Genomic DNA, 12,578 nt, shown 5'->3' with positions numbered 1-12,578 from the left:
TCCTCCCTAAGGTCCGGCCGAGCTGCGGTCACGTAAGTGAAGCAATCGAGCTGGAGGGAGACGAGCCTTGAACCTGCCAAAAGTGAATGTCGATTTCGAGACGGCGCCCGGACCGGTCGGCGGTGAGCTCGCTTGGCGCACCGTCGATCTCGAAAACAACCAGAGCTGGATTCACCGTCTGGACGAGAACGAGATCGCCGAGCTGGAACAGGCGGCCGCGGGGACCAAGGAACGAGGAATCGACATCCTCGACATCCGCAAGGAGGATTTCCCGCTGTCCCACGTTGCCCCCAAGCTCGCCTTGCTGCGCAACGACATTCTGAATCGTTTTGGCTTCGGTTACATGCGCGGGCTGCCGGTCGCCAAATACGATCGCGACATGCTGATGCGCATCTACTGGGGCTTGTCTTTGCATCTCGGCGACATCGTGCCGCAGAACCGCAACGGCCACATGATCGGTCACGTCATCGATATCGGCACCAAGGTCGACGATTACAACAAGCGTCTGACGCAGACGTCGGCCGGCCTGTCGTTCCATTCCGATTCCTGCGACGTCGTCGGCCTCGTGTGCATCCATACCGCAATGCGTGGCGGCGAAAGCGCGCTGGTCAGTGCGATCGCCGTCCATGACGAGATGATGCGCCAGGCGCCGGAACTCTGCCGGGCGCTCTATCAGCCAGTGACGGTGGATCGCCGCGGCGAGGTGCCTGAAGGCAAGCAGCCCTGGATGCGCATTCCCGTATTCATGTGGCAGGGCGGACAACTCAATGCCTACGCGCCGCTGGAAGAATATCTCAATTCGGCTCGCCGATTCGAGGATGCGCCGAAGATGACGGACCAGCAATGGGAAGCGACGAAGCTGTTCTTCTCGATCTGCAACGATCCGACCTTCTCGATCAAGGTCCCGTTCGAGCCCGGCGATTTCCAGTTCGTGCAGAACCATGTCGTCCTGCATTCGCGCACCTCGTTCGAGGACTGGCCCGATCAGGCCGAGAAACGCCATCTGATGCGCATTTGGCTCTCTTTCCCGGACGGCCGTGAGCTTCATCCGGCCATTGCGGAGCGCTGGGTCAACATCGCCCGCGGCACCGTGCGCGGCGGCGTCAACATCCCCAACCGGAAGGCGCTCTCGATTCCCATGGAGCCGATGACGCCGGCATTTGCGTAACGATCGGAAGCCGCGGGACAAGCGTCTCGCGGCTTCTCCCGGAGGACGAAGGCTGCCGTGAGGAGTGCGATGAATCTATTGAGCGTGCGCGACGTATCGAAGTCGTTCGGCCGCGCAACGATCCTTTCCGATATTGCACTCGACGTAAAGGATGGCGAGATCATCAGCCTGCTCGGGCCGTCGGGGTCCGGCAAGTCCACGCTGCTGCGCATCATCGCCGGGCTGGAGCAGCCGGATCGCGGCGTGATCCAGCTCGACGGACGCGATGTCACGACGACCGCACCGGGGCCGCGCGGCATCGCGATGGTATTTCAGAATCTCGCGCTTTATCCGCATCTGACGGCACGGCAGAACATCGCGCTTCCGTTGCGGATCAGGCGCCTGTCCCGGCTGCAGCGGCTGTTGAGTCCGCTGCGGCTGTCGCGGCACGTTCGCGCGATCGAGCGTGAGATCGATCGGCAGGTCGCGAACCTCGCCGAGAAGCTGGCCATCGACACCCAGTTGGATAAGATCCCGGCGCGACTGTCCGGCGGGCAGCGGCAGCGGGTGGCGATCGGCCGGGCGATCATCCGCGAGAGTCGCCTGCTGCTGTTGGATGAACCGCTGTCGAGCCTGGATGCGAAGCTTCGCGTTCAGGCGCGCGAGGAAATTCTCGAGCTGCGGCGCAATTTCGGCCTGACCTGCATCTTCGTCACGCACGACCAAGGTGAAGCACTGGCCATTTCCGATCGCGTTGCCGTGATGCTGAACGGGCGCATCACCCAGTTTGCGCCACCCGCCGCGATCTATCGCAGTCCCGCGACCCTCGATGTCGCCCGGTTCGTCGGCTCGCCCGCCATCAATTGCATCGAGGGCGTCGCCGACGGACATGGGCTGGTGCGGGCGGGGCTTCACACCTTCACCGCGCCTCGTCCGCTTGCGGCGGGCACCCGATTGACGGTGGCGTTCCGGCCCGAGCATGTGCAGATCAAGTCGGGTGCGCAGGCGGCGTTGCCCGGCTATCAGATCGCCCGCACGGAGGACTACGGTCACGAGGGGCTGGTTCATCTCCGCAGCGTGGACGACAGCACGACGCTGATCGGCCGAATCTCCGCGCCGGTCCGTATCGGCATCGGCGATCATGTGACGGTCTCGGTGTCCGAGCGCGACATTCATCTCTTTTCGGAAGCCGGTGAACGTCTCGATGCCGAGCCTTTCGGGGTGTCGCATTATGCGCGCGCCTGATGTCGTGACGCGGTCACGCCTCGACCTCGTGCCTTACATGCTGGTCGGCCCAGCCGTCGTGCTGCTCGTCGTGATGATCCTGTTTCCGCTGTTGCTGGTGGCAGGTACTTCCTTGACCGATTGGCAGATCGGCGCGGGCTGGCCGAACTTCGCCGGCCTCGACACCTACAGGGAGTTGCTGGCCGATCCGGACTTCCGCGAAGCGGTTGCCAATACGGTTCAGTACGGCCTGATGGCGGTGCCGACGACCACAGCGCTCGGGTTGCTCGCAGCCTTGTTGATCTCATCCTGCGGCCGCGGCGCGGCCGTATACCGCCTCATCCTGTTCGTGCCTTCGGTCGCGACCTTGGCGGCGATGGCGGTCGCCTGGCAAATGCTGTTCAGCCCGGCCGTCGGCGGCATCCCGCAGCTCGTGCGCGCGCTGGGCTATGTGCCGGGCAATTGGCTGCAGGACCGGACGACGGCGCTGCCGATTCTGGCGCTGATCGGGGTCTGGAGCGAAGCCGGCTTTGCGATGCTGTTCTTCCTCGCGGGGTTGAAATCCGTTCCGCGCGAACTGCACGAGGCGATGGCGCTAGATAATGGCGGCATGGCCGAGCGGCTGTTTCACGTGGTCCTGCCGCATCTTGCTCCGATCTCGGTGTTCGTGCTGGCGTTCACGGCGTTGCGCGCGCTGCGCGTCTTCGACACGGTCGCGATCATCACCCGTGGCGGACCGGAGAAGTCGACGCTGGTGATCCTCTACTACATCTATCAGCAGGGCTTTCAGCTGTTCCGGACCAATCTGGCGGCCGGCGCCTCGGTGCTGTTCGTTGTCGCCGTTATCCTGCTTAGCGCTGTGCAGCTGCTTGGCCGGACCGCCGGGGGCAAGCGATGATCGGCTCTCGCCGCATCCTGGCCGTCCTGTGCCATTGTATCCTGCTCATCGCATCGGCGTTGACGCTCGTGCCGATGCTCTGGGCCATACGGATCTCGTTCTTCCCGGCTGGGGAGCTGTTCTCCCGAGACTTTCATCTGCTGCCCAGCCGTTGGATCGGTTTCGAGAACTATCGGCGGGCGCTCTCGGCCACGCCGCTGCTGCACTACCTCGAGAACGGTGCGATCGTCTGCGCTGCGATCGTCATCTGCCAGCTTGCGGTCGCGATCCCCTGTGCCTATGCGCTGGCGAAGTTCGACTTCCGCGGCCGCGGCCTGATCTTCGGAATGGTCATTGTCGGGCTCGTCGTCCCACCGGCGGCGCTGGTGCTGCCGCTGTTCGTGATGGCGGCGGAAACCGGCCTTGTCGATACGTATACGAGCCTCGTGCTGCCATGGACGATCTCGGCGCTCGGCATTTTCCTGCTTCGACAGGCTTTCCGGCAGGTTCCGGACGAGGTGATCGAAGCCGCGCGGCTCGACGGCCTCGCCGAGTTCGAGATCCTGTTGCGTGTGCTCGTTCCCATGATCGCGCCCGCGATCGGCGCGCTGGTGATGCTCTCGCTCGTCGCGCATTGGAACGACCTGCTTTGGCCGTCGATCGCGATCACGTCGGGCGCCAAGGCCACGCCGCCGTTCGGCGTGATGCTGTTTCAGGTCCAGGAGCTCGGCTCGGATAACGGTCCACTGATGGCTGGCGCGATCCTGATCGCAGCGCCGCTGCTTCTGGCCTTTCTTCTCACGCAGCGCACCGTTCTCGACGGTCTCACCTGGACCGATTCGAAATGAACATGGCCGGCGAACGACACCCCCGAACAGGAGCTTGATATGAAACGAATGCGGTCCATCCTGCTGGCCCTGACGTCGATCGTCGCGACGGTCAAGGCGGCTGCCGCGGTCGAGATCTCGGTATTGTATCCGCAGCCTTATCTCTACCAGGCGCCGATCGAGGAGATCGTCAAGAAGTTCGCCGAGAAGCGGCCCGATATCCAGATCAAGCTGCTGGCGCCGACCAAGAACTACGAGGAAGCGGCGAGCGCGGTGCTGCGCAGCGCGATCGCCGGCGGGATGCCCGATGTCGTCTTCAATGGCACGAACCTGATGCACCTGTTCGTCGACCGCAAGCTGGCGGTCAGCCTCGATGGTTTCGTCGGGGCGGAGAAGGAATGGAACAAGCAGGGCTATGTCCCCGGTATGGTCTCGACGGGCGTCGTCAACGGCCAGCTCTATGGCCTTCCCTTCGCGCTCTCGACCCCGATCATGTATGTCAATGTCGATCTGCTCAAACGTGCCGGCGGCAGTCCGGATGCCTTGCCTCAGACCTGGCCCGCGGTCCTGGATCTGGCGCAGAAGATCACCAACAAGGAAGCCGGTACCGACGGCAGCTATCTGCTGTGGACCGATTTCGTTGAAAAAGTCAGCGGTTGCGACGCAGAGATATCGGTGATTCAGTCTGTCTAGTGGGCAGGACTGAAGGTCATGATGGGGCATCGGCAAGTCGAACAGGCTGCGTTGTTCTATGAGTTCTCGCTGGAAAGGCACATCCCCGCCGACCACCTCCTGCGGTCGATCGATAGGTTCGTCGACCTTGAGGACTTACGGCGGGAGCTGGCGCCGTTCTACAGCAACATCGGGCGGCCCTCGATCGATCCGGAGCTGATGATCAGGATGCTCCTGATCGGCTATTGCTTCGGCATACGATCGGAACGGCGCCTCTGTGATGAAGTCCACCTCAATCTGGCATACCGCTGGTTTTGCCGGTTGGGTCTGGATGGAACTGTCCCCGATCACTCGACGTTCTCGAAGAACAGGCACGGCCGCTTCCGTGAGAGCGATCTCTTCCGTCGCGTGTTCGAGACCGTCTTGCGCCGCTGCATCCGGGAGCGCCTGGTCGGCGGCGAAGGGTTCGCAGTCGACGCGAGCCTGATCAAGGCGGATGCCAATCGGCAGAAGGGAATCGAAGGCGATAAGGGGCTTCCGCCGGAGGCTGCGGGTCGAGCGATCGACGAGTACCTTGCCGTTCTTGATGATGCCGCGTTCGGTGCCGCGACGGAGGTCACGCCCAAGTTTGTGTCGCCCTCCGACCCGGCGGCGCGCTGGACGGGAGCGCACGGCGGCCAAGCCTTCTTCGCCTACTCGACGAACTATCTGGTCGACGTCGAGAATGCGATCATCGTCGATGTCGAAGCGACCACGGCGATCCGCCAGGCAGAAGTATTGGCCGCCAAGCGCATGATTGAGCGTTCAATCGAAAGGTTCGATCTTTATCCAAGCCGGCTTCTCGGCGACAGCGCCTATGGCTCAGCTGAGATGCTTGGCTGGCTAGTCTACGAGCAGGGGATCGAGCCGCACGTGACCGTCTTCGACAAGTCGGCCCGCACCGACGGGACCTTCTCGCGTGAGGCCTTCACCTACGACCATACCAGGGACGTCTATCGCTGCCCCGCTGGCAAACCCCTCACCACTACAGGGACGCTGGTGAACAACGATACGACGGTCCTCTACCGTGCGAGCAAGCACGATTGTCAAGCATGCTCTCTAAGAAGCAGGTGTTGCCCCAACACCCCGGCCCGAAAAGTGCCGCGCTCGATCTACGAGGGCGCTCGCGACATGGCACGCGAGATCGCAAGCTCATGGGAAGGCCGCACTTCACGCCGGCTCCGCAAGAAGATTGAGATGCTGTTCGCGCATCTCAAGCGCATCCTCAAGCTGGATCGGCTGCGACTAAGAGGGCCGAACGGCGCACGCGACGAGTTCACCCTGGCTGCAGCCGCTCAAAATCTTCGTAAGATGGCCAAGCTGATCCCGATGTCCACACCGACGCCCGCGTGAACCACACCGCGCCAATTCGTCCTCGAAACAGCTGGCGTTCACGACGAAACTACTGCCGACTTTTTCAACGGAATCGACCACGACCGGAAATTATCTTTGGCAGGAACTGCTGTTCACCCATGGCGGCGAGATGTTGTCATCCGACGGCAAGTCGGTCGGCTTCGATACGCCGGCGGGCCTGAAGACCTTCGAGGTTCTGCACGACCTCGTCACGCAAGGCGGCATGGAGAACCTGACGGACGAGCAGGCGACGCAGGCCTTCATCGCTGGGCGGATCGGACTGTTCTTCTGCTCGTCCGCCCGCGTCAACAACTTCACCAAGCAGATCGGCAACCGGTTCGAGTTGCGCACGGCGCCGTTCCCGAGTCCGACGCCGGACTCCAAGGTCGTGTCCGGCGGCGCGACGATGATGATCTTCGCCAAGGATGCGGAGAAGCAGGCGGCGGCCTGGGAGTTCATCAAGTTCGCGGCCGGGCCGGTCGGTCAGACCATCATGGTCCGCCACATCGGCTATATGCCCTCGAACCGGATCGCGATCGATACGCCCGAGATGCTCGGGAATTTCTACCGGGACAATCCCAACATGCGCACCGCGATCACGCAGCTGCCGCGCGCGACGCGCTGGCTCGGCTTTCCCGGTTCGAACAGCCTGAAGGCAATTCAGGTGATTTACGACGGCATGGAGAGCGTGGTCGCCGGACGCGTCGCGCCCAAGGAAGCACTCGATCGTTCGGCGACGCAGATCCAAGCGTTGCTTCCGAAATAGTGCGGTGAGCCTGTCGCGTCCAAATCCGGCTGTTCAAGTCCGGCTTATGAGCGGCATTAGAACAATCGCGTTCTATTCGATGGCGTGTTGCTGCATGATTCGATGACATCTCGGCGGGGCGCTTCCGCCGGGATCGAACATGACCGCAACACCAGACGAAATGAAAAATCCCGGAGCTGTCATGACCATCGTCGACCCGCCGCGCGCGAACATCGTTGCTGTTCGAGATGCCGAGGAAAGGGATATGGCGCAGGTCCAGGCGATCTATTCCCACTATGTCCTCAACGGCCTCGCCACGTTCGAAGAGGTCGAGCCGAGCGCCGAAGAGATGATATCGCGCCGCGCATCGGTGCTGGCGGCCGGCCTGCCTTATCTCGTTGCGGAGGCCGACGGGCGAATCGCGGGATACAGCTACGCGACCTCGTACCGGCCGCGTCCTGCCTATCGTCATACGGTCGAGAACTCGGTCTATGTCGCCGATGGCCTGCACGGGCGCGGCGTCGGAACGGCCCTCCTGACGGCGCTCATCGCACGCTGCGAGGCGGGGCCTTGGCGGCAGATGATCGCCGTGATCGGCAACAGCGGCAATGCAGGGTCGATCGCCCTGCATACGAAGCTGGACTTCCAGCCGGTCGGGACGTTGTCGGCCGTCGGCTTCAAGCTCGGACGCTGGGTCGACACCGTGCTGATGCAAAGAGCGCTCGGACCTGGATCAGCCTCGCTCCCCGGGGGCAGCTCGCACGCGGCGACATAGTTGCCGCGTTCTCGATCCATCGCCGGCAGCAAAGCCCGGGGATGCTAAACTAAGGCTATCGTGATCGACGGAGCAGAAGCGATGCGCCTGGCAGTCATTTCGGACATCCACGGAAACCTTGCCGCTTTGGAGGCCGTGCTCGCCGACATCAAGCAACGTGCGGTCGATGTGACGGTCAATCTCGGCGATTGCGTCACCAGCCCTCTCTGGCCGAAGGAGACCTTTGAAGCCCTCGAAGCGCTCGCTTTGCCCACCGTGCGCGGAAACCATGACCGCTGGATCGAGGAATATCCCGAGGACAAACTTTCGCGGACAGGAAGGTTTGCGCGGAGCGCGTTGAGTGCCGAGCAGCGACAGGCGCTATACAATCTGCCATCTCGTCTCGATCTGGGTGACGGGATCCTGGCCTGCCATGGCACGCCCGATGACGATTGCACGTTTCTGTTGGAGGAGGCGCTCGACGACGGCCGGCTCGTGCCGGCACGTCGTGAAGTTGTACGAACGCGTTTGGGAGGTGCGGCGTCGGCGCGCGTCGTCTTGTGCGGTCACAGCCACCGGCAAGCCGTCGTTCACGGACCGGGCGAATGCCTTATTCTAAATCCCGGCAGCGTGGGGTGCCCGGTATTTGCCGACATTCCTTTTGCCGCGAACCTCGAATATCGGTCGCCGCACGCCCGCTATGCCCTCCTCACCAAGAGGGACAAGAGGTGGCAAGTTGAACTGCTTGCCTTGGACTACGACTGGGCGTCCGCATCTACGCGCGCCCTCGCCAATGGTCGTCCCGAATGGGCGCAGGCGCTGTCGTCGGGATGCGTTGGATGAAGCCGCGGAGGATCATCGCGCCGCAACCTGCCACACGAGCAGGCGTTGCTCGAGCAGCGACATCGCAATCGAGGTGAAATACCCGGTGGCGCCGAGCAGGATTACGCCGGCGAATAGGTCGGGGGATCGGAATGCGCGGGCTGACAGCAGCACCCAATGGCCCAGCCCGTCGAGACCAGCGAGGATCTCGCACACGACCGAGAGGATCAGCGCGACGGTGAGGCTCAGTCGCATGCCCGCAACGATGTCGGGAAGCGCCGAAGGCAGCGCGATCTTGCAAATGATCGCACTACGCGACATCTGCAGCGCGCTGGCGACCTCGTACAGGCGAGGTTCGACCGCTGCGAAACCGTGGATGGTCGCGAGCATGATTGGCCAGATTGCTCCGAAGGCGATCACAAACAGGGCCATGCCTTGCGTCAGGCCCAGCAAAGCGATCGCGATCGGAATGACTGCCGAGACCGGCAGGGGGCGCAAGAATTCCAGGGACGGCGCGACGTAGGTGCGCATCAACCGCGAGGATCCGATCAGCGCGCCCAGTGCAACGCCGGCGACCGAGGCGGCAAGCCAGCCATAGGCCATGTGCTCGAGCGTTCCGGCCAGCTTGCCCGCGAGATCCCCGTTCGTGAAGCCGCGTACCAGAGCGGCCCAGGCGCGGTCGGGGCCGGGGAGGAACACCGGCGAGACCAGCCTTAGATCGGCGGCGAGCTGCCACAGCGCGACGAAGCCAGCAGCGACGCCAATACTCGCGATGCGCCAGAGGATCGAGACGGGGGTCATTGGTTTGCTCCGGCGAGCGCGGCACGGCCGAACAGACGAAGTTGGGCCGTGACCAACAATGCGTTGAGCCCGTAGCCGATCACCCCGATCCAGACGAGATAGGCGAGCATCAGATCCGCTCGCAGCGCCTGTTGGGCCAGCATGATGCCGGCACCAAGCCCGATCGGATTGATCGCGATCTCGACCGTGACGGCGACGATCAGCGCGATGCCGGCCGAGAGTCGGAAAGCGACGAAGATCTGCGGTAACGCGGACGGGATGACGATCTTGGTGATCCGCTGGAGCGCCGTCAGCCGCAGGGCGCGCGACACCTCGACCAGGCGTGGCTCGACGCCGCGAACCGCGCTCCGCGTCAGGATCAGCATCGGCCAGACGCACGCGAAAGCCACGATCACGATCTCCATCCGGTAGCCGAAGCCGAGCGCGATCAGCGCAATCGGCAGCAGGGCGACCGAAGGGATCGGTCGGATTGCCTCGATAGTTACCTCCATCAGCCGGTCGAGCGGCCGTGACATGCCGAAGGCAATGCCGAGCGCGAGCCCGATGGTGCTCCCGATTGCAAGCCCCGCGAAGGTCGCGAACAGCGTGTCGCGTGTCGCGGCCGGGATCGAGAGATCGGCAAGCGCCCCGGCTAACGCCACGACGACAGCGCTCGGCGGTGCGAGGCTGTCGCTCTGCAGGTGGGTGAAGCGTGCCCAAACTTCGAGCGCCAGTAGTATCGCCAGCGGCAACAGCAAAGGCTTGGCACGCGCAAAACTCATGCCTCGGTCGCCTTGATGAAGTCGAACAATTGCCGCCGCAGCCGCAGGAATTCCGGATGCTCGCGGGTGGCGAGCTGGTCGCGCGGGCGGGGCAGGGTGACGTCGAGTTCTATGCCGATCCGTCCCGAATGCGGCAGCAGACCGATGACGCGGTCGCCGAGATAGATCGCTTCGTCGAGATCGTGGGTCACGAAGATCACGGTGGTCTTGCTCGCCTGCGTCAGCGAGAGGACCTCGTCCTGCAGGGCTTGGCGCGTCATGGCGTCCAACGCGCCGAACGGCTCGTCCATCAACAGCGTCATTGGCTCCTGCGCGAGGCAGCGGGCGATCTGAAGCCGCTGTTGCATGCCGCCCGACATCTCGGACGGATATTTGGAGCCTTGGTCAGGCAGGCCGACCTTGCGCAGCAGCGCTTCGACACGCGCGGCGCGCTCGCGGGCGGGCACGCGGCCTGCTTCCAGCGCTAGCGAAACATTGCCTGAAGCCGTTCGCCATGGCAGTAGCGCCTTGCCGTAATCCTGGAAGACGATTGCGACCTCGCGGCGCGGCTCGGTTATCGGCTCACCCTCGAAGATCACGGCGCCTTCGCTCGGCCGGTAGAGGCCTGCGGCGAGCCGCAGGGCCGTGGTCTTCCCGCAGCCGGAGGCCCCGACGATGCACAGGAATTCGCCTGGGCGGACCTCAAGGTGCAGCTTCTCGATAATGGTCTTGCCGCCGAGCCGGAGCGTCGCGCCATCGAACGCGATCAGGGGCTTCTGGCGCCGCCACGCGCGCGCCTCGTCCAGGCTTGCAAGGACGCTCATGATTGCCCCTCGTCGCTTGACGGATACACGAAGTCGATGGTCGAGCGCAGATGCGCCTCCAGCATCATTTGCGCGGCGGCAACGTCGCGCGCGAGCACGCGATCGGCGAGCATCTGGTGACTATGGATGAAATCTTCGCCGCTCGCGATCGCGCGCATCATCACGCGGCGGTAGCGGTAGGCTTGGTCGTAGAGGTCGGAATGGGCGGCGAGCATCCGCTGCGAGCCGCAGGCCGCCAGCAGGGAGGTGTGAAAGCCCTTGTGCAGCCGGTCGAAGTCGGCGGCGCCTTCGCGGAATTCGTTTCCGGTTCGCTCGATATGGCGGCGCATCTGATGCAGCGCACTCAGGATGCCGGCCTCCCAGGCGTCGTCGCCGCGCTTGATGGCAAGCCGAACCGCGGCGATCTCGATCGCCGTACGCATGCAGGTGATGTCGGCGAGATCTTCGCGGCTGATCTCGGCGACGCGAAACCCACGCTGGCCGATGCCGACGATCAACCCGCGTGACATCAGCCGCGAGAGGCCTTCGCGCAGCGGCGTGGCGCCGATCTCGTAGCGCTGCACCAGCTCGACGATGCCGAGGCGCGACCCTGGCGGGAGATGTCCCGCGAGGATGTCCTGTTCGATGAGAGAGGCTGCGCGCTCGCTCAGCGTGCCGCCTTCGGCCACAGGACGGTTGAGCGCGCGTTCGGAAACCGGCATCGAGGGAGCCTTCAGTTCAGCACCAGCTTTCTGACATCAAGTTTGGATTGCAGCATCTTTTGCGACGCCATGACTTCGATCCACCAGGCGAGATCTTCCGGCTTCAGTTTCGGCTCGGAGTGGTTCGGCGGTGTCGCCCTGACGAGATCGAGCGGTTGTTTGGTAAATTTGGCGATCGAGGCGGAGGCCTTCTCACGGTCGCCGTTGACGATCGCCGCGGCTTCCGCAATCGCTTCGCGGAACTTAGCAACCGTTGCCGCATTCTTCTCGGCCCATTCGCGCGATGCCGCATAGAAGATGATCGGATCGGCGCGGGCGAGATCGACCGCATAGCGCGCGCCGATCGAGCCGAGTCCGGCGTTGGTCATGCGGGTGACGAAAGGCTCGGCCGTGAGCACCGCGTCGACGCCGCCGGACTTGATGATGTCGGCCATGGTCGGAAAGGTCACCTCGACGAAGTTGACGCTCTTCGGATCAACGCCTTTCTCCACGAGCCATTTCACGAACAGGACGTGCAGGAAGGCGTTGAGGCCGGGCGCCCCAACCTTCTTGCCGACGAAATCCTTCGGCTCATTGATGGTGATGCCGTTACGGACGAAGGCGGTGATGGCGGCGTTCGATGTCGGACTCATGACCGAGGCGCCCGCGATTGCGATGAGGTCGAGGCCGCCATCGACAGCCTGCAGGAAGACGGTGGAGGTCGGCCCGCCGACCTGGATCGAGTCGGACAGGATCGCCGCCGGAATGTTCGAGTTGATCGCAATCGGTGTCATCTCGACGTCCAGCCCGTGCTTTTTGAAAATGCCCTCGTCGACGGCAACCATGGCGGACGCGCAATCAGACGTGGCCGTACAGCCGATTTGAATCTTTGCCTGAGCCAGGGCTGCCCCGGTCAAGGCACCAAAAGCCGCAATAAAAACGCCGTGACCGAGCGCGACCCTCATCAAAGTCTGCCTCAACAGCATCCGCCTCACCGCGCTCTCCCGATTTCATATTTTTAAGTCTTGTTTATCGATATTTTCTTTGATCATATATTTGCGTAGAGAACAAGG

At 63.3% G+C, this 12,578-nt stretch carries 14 protein-coding genes; 9 read left to right on the top strand and 5 right to left on the bottom strand.

Annotated elements, in window-relative coordinates; translation table 11 throughout:
• Positions 1 to 67 precede the first annotated feature (67 nt).
• The 9 genes from QX034_RS08430 to QX034_RS08390 all read left to right on the top strand — a co-directional run bounded on the left by QX034_RS08430 (position 68) and on the right by QX034_RS08390 (position 8,481).
• A complete protein-coding gene (locus QX034_RS08430) occupies positions 68 to 1,168 on the top strand; it encodes a TauD/TfdA family dioxygenase (protein ID WP_315703012.1) in 1,101 nt (366 codons plus the stop codon).
• A 69-nt stretch (positions 1,169 to 1,237) separates the two neighbouring features.
• Positions 1,238 to 2,392: an ABC transporter ATP-binding protein gene (locus QX034_RS08425; protein WP_315703013.1), complete on the top strand. Its 1,155-nt coding sequence runs from the start codon at positions 1,238 to 1,240 to the stop codon at positions 2,390 to 2,392.
• A complete protein-coding gene (locus QX034_RS08420; protein ID WP_315807291.1) occupies positions 2,379 to 3,269 on the top strand; it encodes a sugar ABC transporter permease in 891 nt (296 codons plus the stop codon). The genes QX034_RS08425 and QX034_RS08420 overlap by 14 nt, the downstream gene beginning before the upstream one ends.
• Positions 3,266 to 4,096, top strand: a complete 831-nt coding sequence (locus QX034_RS08415) for a carbohydrate ABC transporter permease (RefSeq protein ID WP_315743900.1) — start codon at positions 3,266 to 3,268, stop codon at positions 4,094 to 4,096. Before QX034_RS08420 ends, QX034_RS08415 begins: the two co-directional genes overlap by 4 nt.
• Positions 4,097 to 4,135: 39 nt before the next feature.
• Entirely contained in the window at positions 4,136 to 4,768 is a 633-nt protein-coding gene (locus tag QX034_RS08410; RefSeq protein ID WP_316195303.1) for an ABC transporter substrate-binding protein, read from the top strand.
• 18 nt (positions 4,769 to 4,786) lie between these two features.
• The gene (locus QX034_RS08405) at positions 4,787 to 6,139 is read left to right on the top strand and encodes an IS1182 family transposase (RefSeq protein ID WP_315764670.1); all 1,353 of its coding nucleotides are present in this window, start codon (positions 4,787 to 4,789) and stop codon (positions 6,137 to 6,139) included.
• Positions 6,140 to 6,170: 31 nt separating this feature from the next.
• Positions 6,171 to 6,905 (top strand): extracellular solute-binding protein, encoded by a 735-nt coding sequence (locus QX034_RS08400; protein ID WP_316196059.1) that lies wholly within the window; start codon positions 6,171 to 6,173, stop codon positions 6,903 to 6,905.
• A gap of 181 nt (positions 6,906 to 7,086) precedes the next feature.
• Positions 7,087 to 7,659, top strand: coding sequence for an N-acetyltransferase family protein (locus tag QX034_RS08395; protein WP_316168122.1), 573 nt, complete (start codon positions 7,087 to 7,089; stop codon positions 7,657 to 7,659).
• Positions 7,660 to 7,740: 81 nt separating this feature from the next.
• Entirely contained in the window at positions 7,741 to 8,481 is a 741-nt protein-coding gene (locus QX034_RS08390; RefSeq protein WP_315743963.1) for a metallophosphoesterase family protein, read from the top strand.
• 12 nt (positions 8,482 to 8,493) lie between these two features.
• On the opposite strand, the gene QX034_RS08385 is transcribed toward QX034_RS08390, so the two are convergent.
• Genes QX034_RS08385 through QX034_RS08365 form a run of 5 tightly spaced genes read right to left on the bottom strand, consistent with a single transcriptional unit; the run spans position 8,494 to position 12,470 of the window.
• On the bottom strand, positions 8,494 to 9,261 hold the full coding sequence (locus QX034_RS08385) for an ABC transporter permease (RefSeq protein ID WP_315703019.1): 768 nt from the start codon (positions 9,259 to 9,261) through the stop codon (positions 8,494 to 8,496).
• The gene (locus QX034_RS08380) at positions 9,258 to 10,022 is read right to left on the bottom strand and encodes an ABC transporter permease (protein WP_315768823.1); all 765 of its coding nucleotides are present in this window, start codon (positions 10,020 to 10,022) and stop codon (positions 9,258 to 9,260) included. The genes QX034_RS08385 and QX034_RS08380 overlap by 4 nt, the downstream gene beginning before the upstream one ends.
• The gene (locus QX034_RS08375) at positions 10,019 to 10,825 is read right to left on the bottom strand and encodes an ABC transporter ATP-binding protein (protein WP_316195300.1); all 807 of its coding nucleotides are present in this window, start codon (positions 10,823 to 10,825) and stop codon (positions 10,019 to 10,021) included. Before QX034_RS08375 ends, QX034_RS08380 begins: the two co-directional genes overlap by 4 nt.
• Entirely contained in the window at positions 10,822 to 11,526 is a 705-nt protein-coding gene (locus tag QX034_RS08370; RefSeq protein ID WP_315703022.1) for a GntR family transcriptional regulator, read from the bottom strand. The genes QX034_RS08375 and QX034_RS08370 overlap by 4 nt, the downstream gene beginning before the upstream one ends.
• An 11-nt stretch (positions 11,527 to 11,537) precedes the next feature.
• Positions 11,538 to 12,470 (bottom strand): ABC transporter substrate-binding protein, encoded by a 933-nt coding sequence (locus QX034_RS08365; RefSeq protein WP_315730244.1) that lies wholly within the window; start codon positions 12,468 to 12,470, stop codon positions 11,538 to 11,540.
• Positions 12,471 to 12,578: the final 108 nt, after the last annotated feature.

Source organism: Bradyrhizobium sp. SZCCHNR3119 (genome assembly GCF_032487775.1).
Lineage (GTDB): Bacteria > Pseudomonadota > Alphaproteobacteria > Rhizobiales > Xanthobacteraceae > Bradyrhizobium.
Note: the sequence above shows the minus strand (reverse complement) of the source record. Positions and strands in the feature narration are given on the sequence as shown.

Coding starts and splice junctions, on each gene's coding strand:
- QX034_RS08425 (WP_315703013.1), top strand. CDS start 1,238: ATGAATCTATTGAGCGTGCGCGACGTATCGAAGTCGTTCGGCCGCGCA.
- QX034_RS08420 (WP_315807291.1), top strand. CDS start 2,379: ATGCGCGCGCCTGATGTCGTGACGCGGTCACGCCTCGACCTCGTGCCT.
- QX034_RS08415 (WP_315743900.1), top strand. CDS start 3,266: ATGATCGGCTCTCGCCGCATCCTGGCCGTCCTGTGCCATTGTATCCTG.
- QX034_RS08410 (WP_316195303.1), top strand. CDS start 4,136: ATGAAACGAATGCGGTCCATCCTGCTGGCCCTGACGTCGATCGTCGCG.
- QX034_RS08405 (WP_315764670.1), top strand. CDS start 4,787: ATGATGGGGCATCGGCAAGTCGAACAGGCTGCGTTGTTCTATGAGTTC.
- QX034_RS08395 (WP_316168122.1), top strand. CDS start 7,087: ATGACCATCGTCGACCCGCCGCGCGCGAACATCGTTGCTGTTCGAGAT.
- QX034_RS08390 (WP_315743963.1), top strand. CDS start 7,741: ATGCGCCTGGCAGTCATTTCGGACATCCACGGAAACCTTGCCGCTTTG.
- QX034_RS08385 (WP_315703019.1), bottom strand. CDS start 9,261: ATGACCCCCGTCTCGATCCTCTGGCGCATCGCGAGTATTGGCGTCGCT.
- QX034_RS08380 (WP_315768823.1), bottom strand. CDS start 10,022: ATGAGTTTTGCGCGTGCCAAGCCTTTGCTGTTGCCGCTGGCGATACTA.
- QX034_RS08375 (WP_316195300.1), bottom strand. CDS start 10,825: ATGAGCGTCCTTGCAAGCCTGGACGAGGCGCGCGCGTGGCGGCGCCAG.
- QX034_RS08370 (WP_315703022.1), bottom strand. CDS start 11,526: ATGCCGGTTTCCGAACGCGCGCTCAACCGTCCTGTGGCCGAAGGCGGC.
- QX034_RS08365 (WP_315730244.1), bottom strand. CDS start 12,470: ATGAGGGTCGCGCTCGGTCACGGCGTTTTTATTGCGGCTTTTGGTGCC.